This is a genomic window from Laspinema sp. D2d, from assembly GCF_025370755.1.
Lineage (GTDB): Bacteria > Cyanobacteriota > Cyanobacteriia > Cyanobacteriales > Laspinemataceae > Laspinema.
This window is the reverse complement of record NZ_JAMXFC010000025.1, coordinates 78,295-100,132: the sequence shown is the minus strand read 5'-3', so window position 1 is coordinate 100,132 and position 21,838 is coordinate 78,295. Positions and strand designations below refer to the sequence as shown.

The window sequence follows — 21,838 nt, the reverse complement described above, 5'->3', positions numbered from 1 at the left end:
GCCTAGTGCCGTGAAAGTGGCACGCTGGGTTCTGAATGGGAGGTGGGGAAAGTGATTTCCCCATCGACCCCTAATAATACCAAGCAATATCATGGTACACCAACTGTAGAGGCCAGACTTGCAAAGGACCGACCAACCCGCGACCATAGGGGTCACGCTTACGAGACAGTTCGATCGCCTGAGCAGAGGCGATTGCTTCCTCCACCGTTGCTTGTTGATGAAATAAAGTATTTTGATTCTTCCCCCGTTTCATCATCTCCAAAGGGTCAGTCTCCATGATGGCTCGATTTAGATGTTGGCGTATCGGGTAAGAAAATTGCCTTGCACTTGCCAACTCCAACCCTCGCAACCGCCGAGATAACAGTTCGTAAAGTTGACGTGCTTGGGGATTACCTTGATATTTACCTTGAGATTCCAAGGCGCACATCATCACCTGCAACTGTTCTAGGCTCATCACGCCAGTTCCCAAGTAATATCCCCAGCGATAAATCCGGTGATCAAGGATACCGTAATCTCGCAAGCATTGTAAATCTTTGCGAAGAGTGGCAGTTGCTGGATAGCCTGAAGGCAATTTGATTTCCAAACTCGCCGCCAAATCGCACAATTTCTCTTGAACAGCTTGCAGCGCATCGCCGGAGTGACTTTCCCGTTCCTCTTCCGGGATATGTCCGACGCCAGGATAGTGAACCAGGGCCGTAATCAGTAACATCAGCCGCTCAAAACTGCTGCGGTCGGAGTAAGGGTGGGGGGTTGGTTTCTTAGCCATGCGGTTTACCCTTTTTTTTGGAGAATGTCAAGGTAATGGCAATATTGACACAGTTTGTTAACAATGGCGAAATGTGTTGATTTGTAAGGGTTTGTATCGTTTTGCAATAATTTAGATACATATCTTCAAATATCAGACAACCCTAGAAAAAGCTGATAAATTAAGGATTAATCGGATTTTTGTGCGCAGCGTTGGGTTCGTAAATCGTGAGAGTCTTACTCTAATTACACAATGTCACGGGCAAACCTTGCATATTGGAGCAATTGCTTCCCTACAGAATGAAGCAGAATCCTTATGGCATTCCTAGATGGAGGCTGGGAACGGCAAGAAATTCTAAGAATGTCCCAAAAATTGCGTAATTTTTCCCAAATATCCCGATAGGTCAACAGAAGGCGACGGCTTGCGTTAATTCCCCGCCGGTCCATTCATCTCAATAAAAATCAACAAACCATGACAAATATACCCTATTGGCAAGCGAAGATCTGGGGATTGCTCCATGATCCAGCGCTCAAAGCATTACATACGAATGTGGGACGCGGTAGCGAAGGAGCATGGCGATCACTGGCTTGCATGGAGGGCTGGATATCCCCGAAAGCCAAGTCTTATAAGGAGTCTGTCTATAATAGCAACTGGTTGAAACAGATTGGCTTGTGCGATTTGATTGCCTCAGCCAGCGATCGCGCTGCCCTGGGTCGTCTGCCCGGTCATAAAGCGGTAGATTATGACGAGAACGGCTTAGAAATCAAACATCTACTTTCGGGAGCCAAACAAACCCTTAAGTTAGCCGAATGGCACGATTTCTTGCTCAATGACAAGACTAATCGAAGCAAATGGTTAGCGGAAGTTGAAGCTAGTTTGATTCCCGACAGTATCCGCACTTGTACGGATGTACGGCAAGTTTACTGGTGGTTATGGCGCTGCTATCCCGTGGCCCTCTCCCGCGCCCTAGACCAGACGGCGAACCTCTCAGAAGAATCCACGTTGCCCTTACTCCCGGCAGATACTCGGATTCCCGATGCGTCCGTATGGAGTCATACCACCATGACTTCAGCTTTGGCTGGGGCTTTAGCAGGTTATCATTGTGACCCAAATAATTATCCCCGGAAGCGGGCCATCCAAGGCAAAGATTATCACCAATCCCGTCCTTATGTAGGCATTTTTAGCTTCACGCCGGTGCAGGAACTCATCAAAGCCAGCCGTAAGATGCGCGACTTTTGGGCGGGGTCTTGGTTACTCCATTATTTGTCTGCTAAGGTCGCTTGGGCGCTTGCTTGGAAATACGGCCCGGACACCCTGGTGTATCCCTGCCTCTATGCCCAACCGCTCATTGACTGTTGGCTGTTGTCAAAATATCCTGGCTTTTCCGAGTGGATTGAATCCCCTAGCGAACGGCAACTGCTCACCGCTGGATTTCCTAATGTGTTGGTGATGATTCTGCCAGATAACGGGGCAGGTAGCACCGGCAAGGGGCAAGTAAAAAATCCGGTGTGCGCCGCAATGCAACAGGCTGAACAAACCCTCCAGGAAGAATGGCTGAGTTTGGGAAACCAAGTGTTGGCGGATTTGCAAAACAGTCAAAAATGGATGCCCAAACTCAACCCCCATACTTGGTCCGACTGGCTCAAAGCGCAGTGGCAAACCTATTGGACGGCCTTACCCCTGGGCGATCGCCTTTTGGAACTGCACCAGTCCCCACGTCAACCTCAAAGTTATCAAACTTGGCAAAAAGTCCAAAATCAGTTTGCTCGTCCAGCATCCGATTTACTGGTGGAGGCCGAAGCGCAATTTGTGGCCGAAACTTATCAGAGTAGCGTTGTCGAAGATTGGCGCGATCGCCGCCAACGGTCACAATCTTATAAAGCCAGACAGCCGAATTTGAATGTGGGTTCTTGGTGGGCCAGCATTTTCGACCAAACCCGGTTTGCGTTGACGGCGGTGAAAAATTCGCGGACTTGGAATATTCCGTCTGCCTTTGGACCCCGGTCTACTATTTCGGGGATAGGTCCAGTAGTCCATAACGGTCCCGATTGGGTCACCGAAGGAGAGACGGCCAAAGATTGGCAGCGGTCGGTCGGATTATTTGATGGGATTGAAGAACTGAATGCCACCGAAGTGCTTAAACGGGGATTGCACCGGATTCTGCCCGATTTATTGCACCAGCCCCAAACCCGATTGCAGCTCTATTATCCTGACTTGACTTCGGGGGTCGCCGGATGGTTGCGACATCATCCCCAACAACAAGAAGCCTTGGCTTACTATCAGAAGGCTTGCGAAAGTTTAAGCGATCTTCCTTGGATTAAAAAGAATTCTAAGGGGGAACCCCAATCTTGGGGAATTCCTTGGATCGCGGACCAACATCCCGAATGGCCTCATCCCCGGGTTTTAAATGCCGGATGGTACATTGAAGAGTTTGAACCACAAGCGCAGACAGCCGGGGCGGTCCTGACTAAAACCGAGCAAAAACAGCAGAAACAAGAAGAACTTCGGAAACTGCGTGAGGCCATCAGCCAATGGTTCCCCTCTGGCGCTAATCCAACGGATTGGTATGTCCTCGCCGCTGGCGATGGCGATGGGATGAGCAACTGGCTCAAAGGTGAACCCTTGCAAGCCTATAAGAAGTATATTCCCAAAGCCTTGCAAGACCAAATCCCGGACTTAGCCGTTCGTGAGTCCCTAGAGAAGTTCCTAGAGTGCCAAAAACGTATGGGTCCAGCGAGTCATAACGCCCTGAGTCGCGCCTTGTTGGATTTTTCCAATCAGTTAGTCCCCTATTTAACCGAAGTGCGCCATGCCGGACGGTTGATTTATGGTGGTGGCGATGACGTTTTGGCCTACACCAACTTATGGGAATGGGATAGCTGGCTTTGGGATATTCGCCAATGTTTCAAGGGCGGCAGCGACCCGAAAGGGGAATTTACCAGTGAGGGGGACTATTGGCGCTGGCAAGGGGAAAAGTTGCCCAAAAATCTTTCTCAGCGGCCTTTGTTTACGATGGGTTCACTAGCCAGTATTAGCTTTGGCATAGTCCTAGCTCATCATTCCGTTCCCCTGGCAATCGCTTTAGAAAATCTCTGGGCGGCGGAAGAGGGAGCCAAGGACCATCGTAGTCCCGAGGGAAAAGTTAAAGATGCGGTCCAAGTACGGGTCCTCTATGGCAATGGAAATATTCTTAAGGCAACGGCCAAGTTCAATGTATTTGATCAGTGGCGATCGCTGTTGGATTTCCCTAAGTTAGATGGCATTAACTTAGATTTCCCTGCCCTAGATTCTGCCCTATTTGAGCAAGCCGCCGAGGTGTGGAGTCAACATCCGGTTCCCTGTGCCGACGCCATTATGCCTTGGAGCATCGCCTTTTGTAGCCGTCGTGAGGTGTTCAAAGGCGATGATGCCTTGAAAGCTAAATTTCAAGAGACCTTGAGCGAATTTCTCACCGGGTTATACCAGACCACCGAAACCCAACATGAAGAAGCCGAGGTCAAAAACTGGCTGAAACTGGCTGCTTTTGTGCTGCGTAGTCGCCAGATTAAGTTAGGAGGTCCAAATTAAATGTATTGGTACACAATCACGCCGCTGGACGTGCTGATGTTCCGAGATGCCAAGCCCTTCACCCCGGGGGAACGCGCCTGGGCGGGGAGCATTTTTCCGCCCAACGGGCATACTATCGCCGGGGCATTGCGAGGGATTGCCGGTGACCCGGTTAAGTTTCACGTCAAGGGCGTGTTTCTTGCTCATGAGGATACGCTCTATTTTCCCCGGCCTTTGGGATTTGTGGGACCTAATCCCTTGCTTCCCTTAGACTGGATGCCAAACTCTCCTTTGTCCCAAGGATTTTGGGATCGACTCCAGCCTTGTCCCTTAGTAAAACCCCGTCTGGAAAGAGATAACGAGGGGGAAGATGACGAACTACCCAAAGGCTACTTTTATCGTCAGTTTTTATCGAGTCAGGCGATCGCCACTTATTTAGAAACAGGACAAATTGCCAAACCGAACTGGCTAACTCAAGACTCCAAGGCTGTCAAACCCTGGACCGTGGAAACTCGCTCCCACAATACCTTGGAAGAAGGAACCCGCCAGGTCAAAGATGCTGATGGCTATTTTGTCGAGAATGCCATCCGGATGGCACCGGGTTGGAGTTTGGCGATCGCTGTTGATCAGGAACTCGACAGGACGGTGATTCAACTCGGCGGGGAAGGACACCGGGCAATTTTAGAGCGCTGTCCACCGTTAGACGAGCAATGGCAGGCGATCACTACCTTGAGCGATCGCAACTTTAAAACATCCAGCAAGGCGATCGCCTATCTTGTCACCCCTGGGGTTTTTGAGCGTAAACAGGATCAAGGCCAAGCCTTATGCCGCGCTTGGCCCTGGGAATGGAAATTAGCTCATGCGGTCAATAGTAATCAAAAACTTGGCAGTTTAGTCAGCGTAGCAACGGACAAAGCTGTAGCGATTAGTTGCCGTGTTCGAGAGAAAGAGAGTCAACAGGGGCAAGTTAAGCGTAGTATTCCGGCCCCCCAGGTCTTTGCCGCGCCCCCAGGAAGTTTGTACTACCTCAATCAGCCGGAACCCTTGTTCCAGGATAGTCTCACCGCACCCCCTCACGTTCAACGCTGGCGACAGTTGGGGTATTCCGAATTGTTGTGGATTTCTTACGAAGGAGCAAATTAATGACTCAGTTAGTTTATCTATATCTCTTAGCCCCATTACATACCGGCGGCACAACTCAAGAAGGGAACCTGTTGGGAATTGCCCGTGAATCTCATACGGATTTACCTTATATTCCATCAAGTACGATTCGGGGACGCCAACGAGCTAATGTGGACAATCGCGTACTTCGCACTCAACTCTTTGGCCCAGACTTGAAAGATTTGGACAATCAAGAGTTTTTGGCAGAATACCAATCCCAAACAGGTAAGACAATCACCCAACTCGAACAAGGAGATGTCTGGATTGGAGATGGTTCTTTATTGTGGCTGCCTGTACCTTCCCTGAGTCATGGCGTGATTTGGATTAGCTGCCCAATGTTACTCCGTCGCTGGAAGCGGTTTAATCCGACTCTACCTGAAATTCCTGCGGACTCCTATTTGAGCAATGTGAAAAAAAATCAGTCAGGGATTTATCTCAAAGATGCGATTATCCGTTCCAATGAGTTACAAGACTGGAACAACTGGCAAGCATTTATTCCGCAGCATCCAGCTAGTCAAAGTATTGATCGCGTTTTGGTCTTGCCTGACCAACATTGTATGACATTAATCCAAATGAGTCTCTGGCGGCAGGTGAAAGTTAAGTTAGATGAGCATAAATCCGTCGAGGGCGGTTTTCGCTACGAGGAAGCCATTCCACCGGATACTGTGATGTATTTTCCTTGGGGCGTTACATCCCAGGCAAATGGGACCCGCGAAAGTTCTCAGGCTGCATTTGAAAATTTGTTGAGTCGCCAAGAAATTATCCAGATTGGGGGTCAAGAAAGTCTAGGACGCGGATTCGTTCAGCAATGGTCAATTTGACCTTGTTAGAACTTGTAAGGAGAGCCTCTTTGTAAATACAAGCTGTACTTCTTCTAAAGAATTCAGAGATAGGAACAAGACCCGTCTAAACGGGTTATTCCCCAATTTCCATGTATTGATTGACTCCAAGGAGTAACCATGATGACTTTTGACCCGCGTACTATTGCAACTCCCGTTTATGAGGCGCTGTCTGGGTTGCGATCGCAAACTCAGGAGAACACTCGCCTCAAAGAACAGAAAAATCAAGCGGTTGAACTTTATACCTATCTTTCTACTTGGGGCATGATGCGCCTGAAAGCTGAAGAACAGGCCCTCAGCCAAGAAGGGAAAAGGCAGGTCGTTCGTAAGTATTTCGAGTGTTTACAGACCCTTGCTAATTTGCAGAATGCCAACCTAACCGGCGATCGCGGCTTAACTACCCTCAAAAACTTGCAAACCGATGAGTATTTAGGATTGACCGGCTTGGGATTAGCTTTGGCACGAGAGTTTAGTTTTTGGGCGACTGCTGTTTATCACGATGTTTCTGGAGAGGATTAAATCATGACACCCGATCCAGTACAACGTCCGAACAGACCCCAGCCTCCTGCAACTCCTCCAATCCGCCCAACTCCTGCTGAAAATACAGTCCCTCGCCGGGTTATTCCTCCAGTCGGTGCTAACCGAGGTGGCGGGAATCCAGGTAGTGGCGGGAATCCAGGTAGCGGCGGGAATCCAGGTGACGGTGGGAATCAAAATTCGCCTCCGTCTCCCTGGTTATTTCCCGATCACCCACCGCAACCCGATCGCACTGCCAGTTTTGTAGAGTATCTACGCTGGATGCGATCGCTTGAAGCTCCACAAAAAGATGGTACAAAGTTGCAGCTTTTGCAACTGGCAGAGGAAAACGCCCAGTATCAGCGGCGACTGCAACAACTGGGCGATCGCACCAAAGCAATCGCCGGTGAAAAGAATACTTTTCAAGTTAAATGTCCCTGGCGGATTCGAGTCGGCGGACATCGGGGACCTGAAAGCATTCTATTACCTGCTTTTGATGCTTTGGGGATGCCTTACATTCCTTCGGCAACTTTGCGTGGGGTTGCTAGAACCCAGGCGATTCGAGAACGGATGGTAGCAGAAGGGGTAGGCTGGAAGGAAGCCGAAAAGCAGATTGCCCCTTGGTTTGGTTCTCTGGATGCCGAAGGGAGTGATCGCTATGGTAAAGTGGTCTTCCTTGATGCTTATCCCCTGCCTAACAAAGCTGGATTAAAGGTGGATATGGCAAACAACATCTGGAAATGGGATGGAGATTCTTTACCTAATTATAGTCCCAATCCTAATCCGTTTTTCTCCCTAGAAGAACCCACATTTTTAATTGGATTACGCTTGGTTAGCAATTGCAGCGATGCCAAAATTTTAGACCAAGTTAAAGCATGGTTGGTGACCGGGTTGCAAGGGGGAATTGGCTCTCAAGTTAATAGTGGCTATGGAGAACTCATCCGAGCCGGTGCTGGTCAACCCAAGGATGAATTTTTCCGCCTAGAATTTACCCTGCAAGGTCAACTGATTCACGGACGCCAAAAGTTTACCCAATGGAATTGGAACGATAGACGTCAAGAATGGCAGATGCGCGGACAACCGGATTCAGAAGTTCGCCCGATCGCCTTTAAATCGATGTTGCGCTATTGGTTCCGCAGCTTTACTTTGGGTGTCTTACCCCCAGAGGAAGTTCAGCGCTGGGAAGCTCAATTCTTTGGTGGCATTAACCCCAAGCAATGGGGATGGCTACGAGTTGAGATTTTAGAGGGGAAAGTCACTCAAAGAGAACCCAGTCCTAACCACCAAGGAAAAAATGACGATTGTGGTGAACAGGTGGGAATCCTCGTCCTGCGCTATTCCCCCGAAGCACCTGGTAACCGGCAACAGGCGATCTCTTCTTTGTTCAAAACTCTCACTTGGATGATGTTTCATTTAGGAGGAATCGGACAAGGGGCGCGGCGTCCTTGTTATTCCCGCCAGAACCGCGAACGAGCGCCCTGGTATCGAGGGTCTACGTTATACCCCGAAACCAAAGATTCCTTCTGGAACCTACCGGATACTATCCAGGAATTTAAGCAACGTTTTCAACAGCGGTTGCAGGAATTTTACCAAGCTTTAAACCAGGTGACTCAGCTTGCTGTAAATCCCCGTTCACCGTTACAAGTGGGACAAGTCACCAGCAATCGTTGGAGTGAAGCGGTTGATCGCAATTGTCGAATAGTTGTTGTTTCGGGCCAAAACCAAGATAAGCCTTATGCCTTAAATCTTCTTCACCAAGAATTCCATAACCTGGAAAACAATAAGAACTTTGATCAGGCTAAAAGTTTGTGTGGTGGGGTTCAACGCGGAGCAGTTCCGTCTCCTATTTGGATAGCTGATTTAGATGCTTATCAAGTCGTGACCGTGTTTGGTGCAACCGCAGATCCGCGTAAAAACTACCTTAATTTGTTAAGACAACCCGCTCAAATTTGGCCGATGACCTAGGTTTAATTTTTGTTGGTGATTGGCAAATTTTCTCATCATTTGGGTGAATAAACTCTAATTTTAAAAGCCATTTTGGACAAATATGACTACTCTTGATTTGTCCAACTGGCTTTCTCATTCAGGTTTTTTACTGGAATGAATAGCAATTTCTGAGGGGCTTTTATTGAGAAGGCACTTAAACTTTAGGATGGATGGAAAAATCATGATGAAAACAACTGCACAGATCGAAATTGAGCGCGTTGATACATTAATCATTACTGTTGGAACTCGCCAAGTCGGTTGGCGGAGTAAAGATGGGGTAGTTCGCTGTTTTGGGGCGGATGGTGATCGCGGTCATCCTCCCCATATTAACCAGTTGTATCAAGAACTGGGGATTGAGCGGGGTTTTTATGAACCGAGCATAACCTCTATGTCTTGGAGTGTCCGAGATTTGGGGTCTCGTTACTATGAATATTGTCAAGAATGGTTGGGGGGTGATTTTAGTTCGGTTGAACTGTTACTGGACCATAAAATTATTTCCGATAGTGTGACTAAAGGGCTGAACCATATCATCCTTTGGGCAACGAATCAGCCAGAAACAGTGCCTTGGAATTACCGGCGGGCTGATACCTGCTGGTTGGCGCAGTTGATGAAAGGCAAGATTAACATGACGTGGCCTGGAGTCAAGGTGGATGTCTTGGAGTTGAAGGTAAATGCTAATGATCGTCATGCAATTCGGGAGGAGTTTGAGAATTTTATCTGGCCTTTTGCCCTAGAGCAGCGGGAAAAGTCTCCCCTGAATGAATTTGTCTTGATGATTGAAAATAAAGGGTCTATTCCGGCAATTGCAGAAAGCCTGGAAATCTGTGCGGCGGCCTTAGTGCGCGAGTTTCAGGTGATTAATGCCTCACCAATTGAGCCGCCTAATTCCTATCCCGCAAGTGAAAACGGGATGTTGTCGGCAGTCCTTTCCCAAACTTATGAAATGGTTCCCTTGAGCGAATATTTTTGGCCGCTAGAGCGCTCTCGTATAATTTCAGCCTGGGAACGAGGGGATTTTCAGGAAGCTCAAGTCTGGTTATCAGCCCATCAAAGCCGCCATAAGCCGTTATATCAGCTTGCCGGATACTTAGCACTTTCGACCAATTGGGAAATTGTCCGGTTTGCTCAGAACAAACAAATTGAGAATGGGTGGCTGCGATCGCGCCTGGTGGAACAACTAGCCGGGGCTGAACAGGTGCAGCAATGGCGCGATCAGCTATTGGAGTTGCGAACCAATCCAGGTTTGCAAACCTGGGAAACGGTGTTTTTAATTGAATTGCAGTTAAAGCGGCAAAACTATACCACCACCTTTATGCAATTTTCTCAAACTGTCGAGCGATTGCTTTATCTTCGGAGTGAGCAAGAAAATTGGTTAGGAAAAAATATTATCAGCCTCCCCCCTAATTTTGACCCTTATGGGAAACCCTATCAACCGGGTTTTTATGGCTTAATTAATGGGTGGTGCAAGCTGGAAAATATCCGTGAGTCAGATAAATGGTACAAACTGCTACATGGGATTCGGTTTAAGCGCAATGATTTGATTCATAAAGCAACTCCAGTAACCTTACAGGAGATGCAATTGCTCTGGTCAAACAATGGATTTCCGAAGGTTTCTGAGAGTCCAGAATTTTTGATGAAATTAATCGTTGAAAGTCTCCAAAAGGTCTGCGGTCGCCATTTGCAAATTCCTCAACAACCGCTATCGCGCTCATTATATGCTTGGGCACTAGAGATTTTACGCTCTGAGGTAGGTTCCCCCTAGAGTTTCACGAAACCCCAACTTTTCGGAGGACTCTGTTTATCTCTGCTACAAGTACGATCGCCCCCGGTTGATTCCCCTCAACGTTCATGCCCCATCTACCTAGCGCTGCCCCAAAATTCCGAAAAGGCGGCCAGAATTTATCTATCTTTCATCAATCAGGAGTCAAACTCATGTATCTATCAATGCGTGGAATTCTCATTCGTCATATTGCCGTCGCTTGTATTAATGGCATAATCACCTTAGTTATTTTGTTGATTGCACCTTTAGGATTAACCGCTGTTATCACCAATACTATAATGGTGGTTTTGTCCACATTAGTAACTTCAGCTTTTGTCGATGGGGTGGTGCGTTTTTTAAATCCTGGTGAAACGGAAATGCTGCGAAATGCTCAAGCTCAAAAAGCTGCTTCAGTAATCCCCAATCGCAATTATGATGAACTAGACCGTCGTCCCTAATGTTTCCATTTGTAGGGGCATTCGATTAAATTGCCCCTACAGACAAGATTTGGGCGTCAAAGATATCTGTATCAAAACTATTAATTTGTGTGTGAGCTTTGTCCTAAAATTGAGTTGGTTTTTGAGCAAAATGCTCGACAAACGGGAGTTAAGCCAATTTTTATTATTTTCATGGCAATTTATTATGCAGACTTTATATGTTTCTCAGCAAGGTTGCTATGTTTGTTTAGATGGCGAACTCTTGCTCGTTAAACGGCGCAATACCATTTTAAATGAAATTCAATTGCCCCTGTTAGAAATGATTCTGGTGTTTGGCAAATCTCAAATAACCACCCAAGCGATTAGAAGTTGCCTTTGGCGGAATATTTCCATTGCTTATTTATCGCGGATGGGATACTGTTATGGCCGGATTCTGCCCATTGAACGCGGGTATCGGCAACTGTCTCGGTATCAACAAGAATTGAGCTTGGTAGACCGCTTAATTGTAGCACGGCGCATCGTCCAAGCTAAACTAAAAAACTCTCGGGTGATTTTGATGCGCCAACAACGGCGACAAAATTCTGACGTGGTTGCTTTTGCCATTCAGAGTTTGGATTATCTGACGACCAAAGCTGGAAAAGCAGAACAAGTTGACCAATTGATGGGGTATGAAGGGACTGGCGCGGCCCAATATTTCTCGGCTTTTGGATACTGTCTTAACTCTCGCGATTTTGTGTTTGCCGGTCGGTCCCGCCGTCCTCCAGGGAATGCGGTCAATGCCATGTTGTCCTTTGGATATCAAGTGCTGTGGAATCATCTGCTGACGCTGATTGAACTGCAAGGACTTGACCCCTACTCCGGTTGTTTGCATGAGGGCAGCTATCGTCATGCGGCCCTAGCTTCAGATTTAATCGAAGAATTTCGCGCACCCTTGGTTGATTCGCTAGTTTTATATCTAGTAAATCGCAATATCATGGATGTGCGGGATGATTTTGTTTACAAAAATGGCGGTTGTTACTTGAATGAGTCTGGACGACCTAAGTTTTTGAAAGCATTCCTGCAACGCATGGAAGAGACGGTTACTGATGATTTTGGAGAAGCTCAACCAAAATGGGATTTGCTTCATCAACAAGTTAAGGAATACAAGCAATTTGTCTATGAACCTATCAACGGATACTCCCCGTATCAGATTCGCTAAACTTTTGCCAAAATTATAAATTTTGGTTTTCTTTTATCTTACAATGAAAATAGAGCCAATAAAAAATGATGAGTCTAATATTTCCACCCACAAATTCTGAACTGACATACAATCGCTGATGCTGTTTTATGTGGTGGTTTACGATATTCCTGACAACAAACGGCGCAAGAAAGTTCATGATTTGCTAGAAGGCTATGGAAAATGGGTGCAGTATTCTACCTTTGAATGCGTCCTAACTCGTTCTAAGTTTGATGAACTCAAGAAACGACTGGGCGATCGGCTCAACCTAGAGGAAGACAGCATCCGGTTTTATCCCCTTTCCCGCCATACCTCCGCCCGAGTTGAAACTTGGGGCGTGGGTCCAGCGATTGCTGAATACCCGAGTTCGGTCATTGTTTAATGGACCGAGTTAGTTCATTGGCCCCAGTCCTTCAGGAATTGAGTCCCTTCCGTTTTGGGAGTCTTTGCGAGGCTCAGTCAAAATCGCTGAAACGACCAAAACCTGTTGGGAGCCTCGCAGCCTTGCTGGGTAAGGGTTCTAGGTGTTAGATAGAGGTGCTTTTATGACCAATGTAGCAACAATTTTCTTGAGCTTCGCAAACCGCCTCTGGACTTCCCACCCAGTAAGGGTTACAATCGGGGTATCTCCCTACTCGCTAGGGAAATTAGTTGATTGGAAACGATCAAGGTTTATTCCAATGTTGTGTTTTTTGGTTAACCACCTCCCTACTCGCTAGGGAAATTAGTTGATTGGAAACCAATCTCCTCAATATCGAATCCCTTGTTAGCTGAGAGATTGATACCTTGACTCCCTACTCGCTAGGGAAATTAGTTGATTGGAAACCTTGATATCTTTACTTGCCTTGAACTCCTTATCTACTGGTTGGAGATACTCCCTACTCGCTAGGGAAATTAGTTGATTGGAAACTGGAACTTCAAGATGTCTGAAGTTAAGTCATTAGCAAACCCACTCCCTACTCGCTAGGGAAATTAGTTGATTGGAAACTATCGAACTGCCCTAGCACCACTACATAGTGCTTACACCCTACTCCCTACTCGCTAGGGAAATTAGTTGATTGGAAACATACCTAAGAAATACAGTGAAGGTTCAGTAATCACTCCCTACTCGCTAGGGAAATTAGTTGATTGGAAACCACCATGATGGAGTTAATACTCCCCATTTCAGTAAGAGCTCTCCCTACTCGCTAGGGAAATTAGTTGATTGGAAACACCGATGGATTGATTGAATGCATTGAGTCGTCGGACTCCCTACTCGCTAGGGAAATTAGTTGATTGGAAACACATGTCCCACTCAGGGCACATGTCTGTAGCATCTACTCCCCTCCCTACTCGCTAGGGAAATTAGTTGATTGGAAACACTCCATCGCGATGGTTTTCAAGAATGCCTGAGCCGCTTGCACCCTCCCTACTCGCTAGGGAAATTAGTTGATTGGAAACAACGTGAAGAACTTGGTTATCGCTCATTCGCATCTTGAACTCCCTACTCGCTAGGGAAATTAGTTGATTGGAAACTCTTGGAACCTTGGGCAAAGGCTTGCTTAATCCTTTCTGCTCCCTACTCGCTAGGGAAATTAGTTGATTGGAAACACATATTTATGACGATTGCTGGGACGACGCCGATCGCATGATTGCCTCCCTACTCGCTAGGGAAATTAGTTGATTGGAAACCGAAATTGTTGGTGTCCATGAAATTAATTCCTTAACCTCCCTACTCGCTAGGGAAATTAGTTGATTGGAAACTGCTGCAATTCTCTCTCGCTCGGATGTTCTTTATAGGTATGGACTCCCTACTCGCTAGGGAAATTAGTTGATTGGAAACCATTTGATAGGGGACCTGCTGTTTAAGGTTGAGCTTTAATTCAACTCCCTACTCGCTAGGGAAATTAGTTGATTGGAAACCTCACCCGACAGGTGTTTGTTTTCAGATTTTGCTTGGGCTCCCTACTCGCTAGGGAAATTAGTTGATTGGAAACGGTCTCAAAAACAGGTTTCCCGTTGTCTTTTCTGGACTCCCTACTCGCTAGGGAAATTAGTTGATTGGAAACCTCCTTCTGAGTTGCTGTTTCCAGCGTCAGAGGAGCAATCTCCACCCCTCCCTACTCGCTAGGGAAATTAGTTGATTGGAAACCCCTTTGCATTGTTGGCTCGGTCTTGTACCCGGATGTTGGCTCCCTACTCGCTAGGGAAATTAGTTGATTGGAAACGAGGTACTTCATTTCTTCTAACTCCATATGACGAGTCTCCTCCCTACTCGCTAGGGAAATTAGTTGATTGGAAACAAGTAGAGAGAAGAATTATTAACTTTATAGACCAGATTTAAACTCCCTACTCGCTAGGGAAATTAGTTGATTGGAAACAACCGGGGCAGACACAAAGAACTTAGACATTTGATGAAGTCTCCCTCCCTACTCGCTAGGGAAATTAGTTGATTGGAAACCCTCATAGATTAAGCGCCAGCATACCGCACAGGTAGCCATCTCCCTACTCGCTAGGGAAATTAGTTGATTGGAAACTTAGCTACTAATCCACTGACTTGTTCGGAGGCTTCTTCACCTCGGAGTTGTTGCTCCCTACTCGCTAGGGAAATTAGTTGATTGGAAACACAGAGGAAAGAACCGAAGCTTTCAAATCTTTCTCTCCCTACTCGCTAGGGAAATTAGTTGATTGGAAACGGTAATAAACGCGCCTCGGCTGTCTGCTTTGACGGGGAACAACTCCCTACTCGCTAGGGAAATTAGTTGATTGGAAACAGTAACTCGGGCTGCTTTCATGTGTTGGACAGTCTTATGTTTCCAACTCCCTACTCGCTAGGGAAATTAGTTGATTGGAAACTTGGAGTTACTAGGAACTCCTTAGTAGGATGAGCTTCAGCATACTCCCTACTCGCTAGGGAAATTAGTTGATTGGAAACTTATTGTTAGACATGATACTTTTCTCCTAAGTTTTTTCCTCCCTACTCGCTAGGGAAATTAGTTGATTGGAAACAGTAGTCATTGATTTGAATTTCTTTGGGTTCAATTCCGTAAACTCCCTACTCGCTAGGGAAATTAGTTGATTGGAAACTCGTAGGTAATCCCTTCGGGGCCTACGTTTTGCTTGACCACAGGCTCCCTACTCGCTAGGGAAATTAGTTGATTGGAAACGTCACAATAGATTTTATTAATTTTTTAATTCCCGTCTCCCTACTCGCTAGGGAAATTAGTTGATTGGAAACGCGAATCCCCGTCGAAACCCACTGCATCTCCGAATACCCTCCCTACTCGCTAGGGAAATTAGTTGATTGGAAACTTTCACAAGAGATTGCAACAATTTTTTGACGCTCTTTAACCTCCCTACTCGCTAGGGAAATTAGTTGATTGGAAACCACTCGTATCCTTCCAATCCCCCGCAACGAGCTACACTCCCTACTCGCTAGGGAAATTAGTTGATTGGAAACTAGCAGAGTGCAGTGGTTGCGATCGCCGCCCCTACTCCCTACTCGCTAGGGAAATTAGTTGATTGGAAACAAAATACCTTCTTTCAGCAAGGCAGCCTCTTCCTTAGCCTCCCTACTCGCTAGGGAAATTAGTTGATTGACTTAGGATGCAGTGTGATAGAGAAATATTAGCGGGAATAACCTCATGGCTTGAAAAAAAAAGGTGTTAGTTGGAATTTTACTCCTGCTACTTGCAGGGGTAGTCTGGAACATTTACGAAACTGCCACTATTGGCAAAGGCAGTGATTTAGAACGTTTAGCTGATGAATTAGATAACAGGTAACTAGCAATTTCCTACTAGATGGGAAAATTAATTGATTGGAAATTTCAGCGATTACTTTAATTCATGGAATCAGCTTGCTGTGGCTGCTTTTACCTATTGTATAAGTAGCCAATCAACACCCCATTTGTACTCGTAGAAAGGTATCATTCAATGAAATACACAACTCTCAAATACCTGTTTTTGTTAGGACTAACCATAGCACTCCTTATATTAGAGTTATATCCTGAAGCAGTTGCTTGGGTGAGTTTTTCAGTTCAAACTCCCTTGATTGATTATTATCATTATGAAGGCAAAAAAAGAGCTTGCCTTGTAATGATAGCGGGTATTATATTTGCCATAGTATGTTATGCAATGGAATGGAAATTGGCTTTCGTTATATGGTGTCTTAGTGTGCTTGGATCTGGAATGTTTCTCCGTTCCTTCTAAAAGCGGTTTCTTTTTCTTCATCATGCAGCAGTTGCAAAAGATAAAGCTATCTACCTGAGCGCCATCTATTGTGCTAATTTCGTTAAGGTGGCAATCGTATCCTAAGAAATTTAGCTGGAGTTTGATAAGATGCCGCACGTCGTTGGTGGAGCCTGCGCGTTAGCACTAGCTATGTCGCAGGCCATCGCTAACCGAGCCATCTACAGTCCACCACATAGATCAAGAACAACAACCCCTTTGCCACGCAAACCAGCCCGGGATACCTCGTTGGGTAAGGGTTATAATTTTTGCTATCCCCACTCGCTGGGGAAACCAATTGATTGGAAACGTTAAAACAAAGTCTTTAATTGAAGTCTTATACGAATGGGAGATGCGACTGTTGACACAAGAGTAGATTTCGAGTAATATAGTTTTTGGAGACACCTCTACCGCATAGAGTAATGTCCCCAGCCTGACGCTCTAGCAGTAAAGTTATCCCCCCAGCCCAAGGGTTAGGGCAAAATTTTCTATGGTGACCGAGACTAGGTCGTTAAAACAAAGTCTTTAAGTTGAAGTCTTATACGAATGCGGAAATCGAAATAAGGCTTCGACTCCCCTCCAATTCGCAAATAAAAACTTAAAAACTTAGGGCTTCCGTAGCGACAAAAGCTCTACATTTTCAATTTTTGGAAAACTCAAAAGACACTTTTTTAAAACTTAAATTTGTGCGACAGACTTACTATCCTCACTCGCTGAGGATATTAGATGGATTGAAACTTCAGTAGTATCGCCGCCAGTATGGGGTTATACTGGTTCAAAGTCTCACTTGTTCGGGATACTACTTGAAGGAAAAAAGGTGTGCGATTTATGCGATGTCTAATTCATAACCAACGGGAAAAACTAATTAAAACTAGCCCGTAAAGTTAGCTTCCTAAGTAACCCTTTGATACAAGTAAAACTTTGGTCCTGTAAGGGACACCATGACTCGTAACTTGTCCACACATCGATAGGCTCGGAATTTTAAGAATGAAGCTGGCATCAAGCCGTAATTAGAACCAAAGCAGATAAGTACACTGGCGGTAAGGGGGAAACAGCATGGGTAAACGGCGTTTGAGTAGCAATCGTACAGAAACTTACGCTAAGGCTGAAATCCTTACTGGGTAATACTTTTAGCTTTCAGAATCTTCTGTGCTTATGCTAGTCAAAGATGGAGCGGTTTTTTGCCTATGTCGCTTCACAATGTCATTAACTGTAGTCTTACTCAGCAGCTATCAGCTTTAGGTTTGGTAGTTAATGTGCTGGTTTTATGGAATACCTATTACATGAATACCGCCTTGAATCATCTCCGCCTTCAAGGAACACCGCTCAAGGCAGAAGATATCGCTCGGCTATCTCCTCTGGCCTATTCTCATATCAATATGCTGGGTCGCTATCACTTTAATTTGCCTTCGGAGTTGCTTGATGGAGGGATGCGTCCCTTACGTGACCTCAATGATTTCCCAGAAACATGGGGTGAAAACCCTTGTATGTAAGGCTTTTAGCCTTAGCATAAGTTTCTGCCTGGTTGCTATTCAAACCCCTAAACTGGTTCTATAAAAGCGTTAATACCATAAGTTGCAATGTGACCCCAAAGTGCTAACTTTGGTCCATTAACCCTCACATCATTTTTAAGAGTAATAGCCCTTATTTCATCTGAGATAACGCTAAAAAACTACCTGCTCTAACCTGCCCAAGTCGTCAAGAGATGGAGCGAACAAAACTTACATTCGAGTGAACAAAAGTAGCGCGAGAAAAACAGACGGAAACGCTAGAAGTTCCCAAAAAACTAGGATATCTGCCCTACCCAAATGGAAGCGACTTATGCTCACGCTGACTTAAAATAACCAGACGGCTCCCATCCGGCTGCTGACGATTGCACCATACCAGACCAGCACCAGAGTCCTCAACCTGAAATGCTTGACACTTTCGTCTAAGACTTACATCGTTCTGGCACAATTGGCCCCCACCTAAAACAGAGTGGTCCTATTTTCGCTGGAAAAGATGGCTTTTTCCTTGGGTGCGATCGCCTACGACATAGCTCCGCTTACCGCTCAATCAGCCAGCAGACTGATCGCCTACCAACGAGGGCCAATTTCGCCGATGTTGCATCGTTCGGCAGTTTCCTTGAGAGTAAGCTAACCACCTCATCAAAATCGTTACAATCAAGATAGGGCAATGTTTTTTTGGGAGTGAACACAAGTTCCCTCTAAAATCGATTTCTTATAAATAAGCTGACTTGTGTTCACCCTATCCCAATGGAAAAACCGGATCTTTGTTGGTGGCGGATTCGATGGATGCCGCACAGCCCAGCTATGCAGTAGGCTCTCGTCAACTGGTCAGGAACCAAACATTATGAGGAGACTAGGATTTGTCAATTATGGCTTTGTTCAGTGCGATCGCCAACTGGCGGGATGCCATTTGAATTTGCCCAGAAGCAAGTCGGTAGATGCGATCGCCAACAGGTGACGAAATGGACGCGACGCATCGCGATGGCAGCAGAGAAAGCCCATGCCGGATTCGACAGAATGCGGTAAGCCCAGCCTGGGCATAGACGATCGCTTTTCCCAGTTATCTAGGCTCCACCAGTTAAATCAAGAGCAAGAGTCCTTTGTCCAAAGCCTTAATTAGACCTATCCGAACCGCGTCGAACTAGCCACGATTTCCCAGGATGCGATCGCCAACCTAATCATCTAGGCTCCACCAGCTAAATCACACACACCAGTCCTTACCACTTGTCTCGAACTAGCCCTGATTCCCCACACTGCTGCCAACCCCAAGGAAATCGCTGAAACCGTAGCAGAATTAGACTTTTCCAGGGTGATCACAAGTCATCTGTCAAAGTCATCTCTTATAAATAAGCTGACTTGTGATCACCCCCACGCCCCACTAATTCACCTGCCCAGTCGGTCTGAGCAAAATCTCGTTCACGTTCACCCGCTGCGGCTGAGATAGCGCAAACCCGATCGCCCCCGCCACATCCTCCGGCATCAGTGGCTCCCCGATGCCCTCTTGCCAACGCGCAATCCGCTCCTGCATGGCCCCACTTGCAATCGCGTCATAGAGTGGCGTCTCGACCCAACCCGGTTCGACCACGGTCAAGCGCACCCCGCTCTTGCAGAGTTCCTGCCGCAACGCTTCCGAGAACGCCCCCACACCCCACTTGCTGGCATTGTAGGCACTCACCCCAGCCGAAGCCGTCCGACCCGCCACCGAGGAAACATTGACGATATGTCCGCACTGCTGTTCTTGCATAACCGGGGCCACGGCATGGCAACAGTACATCGTCCCAAGCAAATTCACCTGAATCAACTGCTGCCAGCACTCCACACTCGCCTCAACGGTCGGAGCCACATCAATCAGTCCGGCAGAGTTGACCAGGATATCGATTCGTCCAAACTTGTCCAGGACCGTTTGCACCATTTGTTGAACTTGTTGGCAATCGGTAATATTCGCGGGAATGGCGACTGTTGTGCCGCTGCTGCTGAGAATCTGGTCGGCAAGTTGTTGGAGGCGATCGCCATTCCTTGAGACCAGCGTGACTTGGACGCCCGCCTCAGCCAGTAGCAGTGCGGTGGCCCGTCCGATGCCCGAGGAAGCGCCGGTGATGATGGCCGTTTTGTGGGCAAGATTTATCATTAGTTATGCAGCAGAGCGAGTCGGGTTAGGTTCGGGCAGCAGTTCCCAGTTATCGGGGCGAGACACGACAATTCGCATGGGAATTCCCAGGTGGTCTTCGACGAAATAAAAGTCAGCCCACACACCAATAAAAGAACCGTTCACGCGCCGGATTTTGTGGTAGAACTCGCCGATGAACTTGTCCCGGTGGAGTAAGCTATAAAGTTGCTCGTGATAGTCCCACGAATCTCGCCACAGAGCGCGATTGTCGAACGAGCGCGGGTCGGTCATCTGGTGGGCTGGGACAATCACCCTAGCGCTCGAATACAAATCGTTGGTGTAGATTACCCGGTCATCGACCATACTGGCTGCCATCACCGCATAACCCTCAGCCCGTTTGGTCCGCATGAAGTCGATAACGCGCAGGTAGTTGGCATCAGCTAGGGCTGAGTTATTTTGATTATCGTTTTGCATAAAATACCATCCTTGAGTTTTCAAAATGTCGAGCAAATGGGTCGCAACGGGTTCAAACTCGTTCGGGGAAAAACAACGATTAAATGTCAGCAATTTGAGGGGGTCGAAAATCGGGGCGACGGGTTGCAGGTTATGGCAGATGCCAACGTGGGGGACCGGACGCAGGGATAAGCAATCCGACAGCATCACCACACAAACACACAGCCGCTCTACATTGACAAGCAAGTTATCCGCAACGGCGACCGAAGCACAGTCGATGGACAACCCAAACCCAGAGCGAATGGAAACGTCCGCAGCCTGTTCCAGCAAACCCAAGCGCACCAGCAACTCACAAAAAACTAGCTCCACCAACCGACTGCGGAATGCCCGAGTTAGCCGCCAAGTCTGGCTGGCTGTCGTCCGTAAAGCCTCAATCCAGCGACTTGATTCCATTGCCCCCCTTCGCCCCCAAATCTTCGATTGGCTCGTCTGGTTCCTCCTGTGGGCGACTGGCACTGAAGAAATCCACATTGCCCGCTCTTAGGGCCAACAACTCATCATGACTATAAAACTCGCCTTGAGCATTTTTGAGCAAACAACCCACCCACAAGACCTCACCGTTATCAGGTAGCAGCTTCCCCGAGGCGATCGCAGCAGCCGTCTGTTTGTCGAATCGCCCACCGGACTTGAGGTAGAGTTGTTCGCTCAGTTGCTCCCGGGACAATCCCGCATCTAGCCGGTATTCTTCGAGCTTACGAAACAGCGGATTATGCTGGAACGGACGCGATTCGAGCAACCCCAACTCCTGCATTCGGTGTTCCAAAGTCGTGATGCGATCGCCTAGCAAGATTTTCACCCGTTCAGCCACTTGCATCACTGAGTCTAGGTCTAGCAATGACGCGAGGGCCTCGACCACCTCCACAATATCCCGGGGTCCATGCCGACTCATTTCGGTTTGGAGTGTGGTTAACCGCTTGACAATCGCTTGCAGTGCTTCGACAGCCTCTAACCAAGTCAGTTGGTCAATCCTCTTAAAAAAGCTCTCTTTCGAGGCTGGCGCTTCCTCTTGACCCAGTTCGTGGATGGATTGTTTAGAGCAGGTCGCTTTAAACTCATCCCAGGATAAGGCCCCGCTCAAAAACTCGTCCAATGACTTTTGCGGACATCCGAGCAACGAGACAATTCGGGCTTTGGTTTCCTCCTTGAGCGTACTCGTTTTGCCCTTAGTCCACTTGCTAATAGCAGCCGGAGTCAAGCCCAAAACCCGAGCTAGAGCCACGTTAGACTGCTCGGGTAATAACTGCCTCATCTCGAAAACCAAGATTTTGATTTGTTGGGAATTAACTTGCGACAACGGACT

The 21,838-nt window shown here is 47.2% G+C and carries 16 protein-coding genes and 1 CRISPR repeat array; of the genes, 11 read left to right on the top strand and 5 right to left on the bottom strand.

What is annotated here, in order from left to right; all coding sequences use genetic code 11:
- Positions 1-70 precede the first annotated feature (70 nt).
- Complete coding sequence (locus NG796_RS17230; RefSeq protein WP_261208095.1) at positions 71-766, bottom strand: hypothetical protein; 696 nt, start codon at positions 764-766, stop codon at positions 71-73.
- Positions 767-1,216: 450 nt separating this feature from the next.
- On the opposite strand from NG796_RS17230, the gene NG796_RS17225 reads away from it, so the two are divergent.
- From NG796_RS17225 to NG796_RS17175, 11 genes are all read left to right on the top strand, one after another.
- Complete coding sequence (locus tag NG796_RS17225) at positions 1,217-4,312, top strand: type III-B CRISPR-associated protein Cas10/Cmr2 (protein ID WP_261208094.1); 3,096 nt, start codon at positions 1,217-1,219, stop codon at positions 4,310-4,312.
- On the top strand, positions 4,313-5,434 hold the full coding sequence (locus NG796_RS17220; protein ID WP_261208093.1) for a type III-B CRISPR module-associated Cmr3 family protein: 1,122 nt from the start codon (positions 4,313-4,315) through the stop codon (positions 5,432-5,434).
- Positions 5,434-6,273, top strand: coding sequence for a type III-B CRISPR module RAMP protein Cmr4 (cmr4, locus tag NG796_RS17215; protein ID WP_261208091.1), 840 nt, complete (start codon positions 5,434-5,436; stop codon positions 6,271-6,273). Before NG796_RS17220 ends, cmr4 begins: the two co-directional genes overlap by 1 nt.
- A gap of 138 nt (positions 6,274-6,411) precedes the next feature.
- The gene (locus NG796_RS17210; RefSeq protein ID WP_261208089.1) at positions 6,412-6,810 is read left to right on the top strand and encodes a hypothetical protein; all 399 of its coding nucleotides are present in this window, start codon (positions 6,412-6,414) and stop codon (positions 6,808-6,810) included.
- A gap of 3 nt (positions 6,811-6,813) precedes the next feature.
- The gene (locus NG796_RS17205) at positions 6,814-8,772 is read left to right on the top strand and encodes an RAMP superfamily CRISPR-associated protein (protein ID WP_261208088.1); all 1,959 of its coding nucleotides are present in this window, start codon (positions 6,814-6,816) and stop codon (positions 8,770-8,772) included.
- A gap of 202 nt (positions 8,773-8,974) precedes the next feature.
- Positions 8,975-10,555: a hypothetical protein gene (locus NG796_RS17200; protein WP_261208087.1), complete on the top strand. Its 1,581-nt coding sequence runs from the start codon at positions 8,975-8,977 to the stop codon at positions 10,553-10,555.
- A 170-nt stretch (positions 10,556-10,725) separates the two neighbouring features.
- Positions 10,726-11,010 (top strand): CRISPR-associated protein Csx18, encoded by a 285-nt coding sequence (gene csx18, locus NG796_RS17195; RefSeq protein WP_261208086.1) that lies wholly within the window; start codon positions 10,726-10,728, stop codon positions 11,008-11,010.
- A 130-nt stretch (positions 11,011-11,140) separates the two neighbouring features.
- Positions 11,141-12,187: a CRISPR-associated endonuclease Cas1 gene (cas1, locus tag NG796_RS17190; RefSeq protein WP_261208085.1), complete on the top strand. Its 1,047-nt coding sequence runs from the start codon at positions 11,141-11,143 to the stop codon at positions 12,185-12,187.
- Positions 12,188-12,305: 118 nt separating this feature from the next.
- The gene (gene cas2 / locus NG796_RS17185; protein ID WP_261208084.1) at positions 12,306-12,587 is read left to right on the top strand and encodes a CRISPR-associated endonuclease Cas2; all 282 of its coding nucleotides are present in this window, start codon (positions 12,306-12,308) and stop codon (positions 12,585-12,587) included.
- A gap of 245 nt (positions 12,588-12,832) precedes the next feature.
- A CRISPR array of direct repeats spans positions 12,833-15,788; the repeat unit is 36 nt; unit sequence CTCCCTACTCGCTAGGGAAATTAGTTGATTGGAAAC.
- Positions 15,789-17,597: 1,809 nt separating this feature from the next.
- Entirely contained in the window at positions 17,598-17,903 is a 306-nt protein-coding gene (locus NG796_RS17180) for a Tn3 family transposase (protein ID WP_411268817.1), read from the top strand.
- A 508-nt stretch (positions 17,904-18,411) separates the two neighbouring features.
- Positions 18,412-18,549 carry a hypothetical protein gene (locus NG796_RS17175; RefSeq protein WP_261208083.1) on the top strand — a complete coding sequence of 46 codons (138 nt, stop codon included), beginning with the start codon at positions 18,412-18,414 and terminating at the stop codon, positions 18,547-18,549.
- A gap of 248 nt (positions 18,550-18,797) precedes the next feature.
- Here NG796_RS17175 and NG796_RS17170 read toward each other — a convergent pair whose 3' ends face one another.
- The 4 genes from NG796_RS17170 to NG796_RS17155 all read right to left on the bottom strand — a co-directional run bounded on the left by NG796_RS17170 (position 18,798) and on the right by NG796_RS17155 (position 21,757).
- Positions 18,798-18,959, bottom strand: coding sequence for a hypothetical protein (locus NG796_RS17170; protein ID WP_261208082.1), 162 nt, complete (start codon positions 18,957-18,959; stop codon positions 18,798-18,800).
- A 337-nt stretch (positions 18,960-19,296) separates the two neighbouring features.
- Positions 19,297-20,046 (bottom strand): SDR family oxidoreductase, encoded by a 750-nt coding sequence (locus NG796_RS17165; protein WP_261208081.1) that lies wholly within the window; start codon positions 20,044-20,046, stop codon positions 19,297-19,299.
- 3 nt (positions 20,047-20,049) lie between these two features.
- Positions 20,050-20,931: a hypothetical protein gene (locus tag NG796_RS17160; protein WP_261208080.1), complete on the bottom strand. Its 882-nt coding sequence runs from the start codon at positions 20,929-20,931 to the stop codon at positions 20,050-20,052.
- A complete protein-coding gene (locus NG796_RS17155; RefSeq protein ID WP_261208078.1) occupies positions 20,909-21,757 on the bottom strand; it encodes a hypothetical protein in 849 nt (282 codons plus the stop codon). The genes NG796_RS17160 and NG796_RS17155 overlap by 23 nt, the downstream gene beginning before the upstream one ends.
- Between the last annotated feature and the right edge of the window lie 81 nt (positions 21,758-21,838).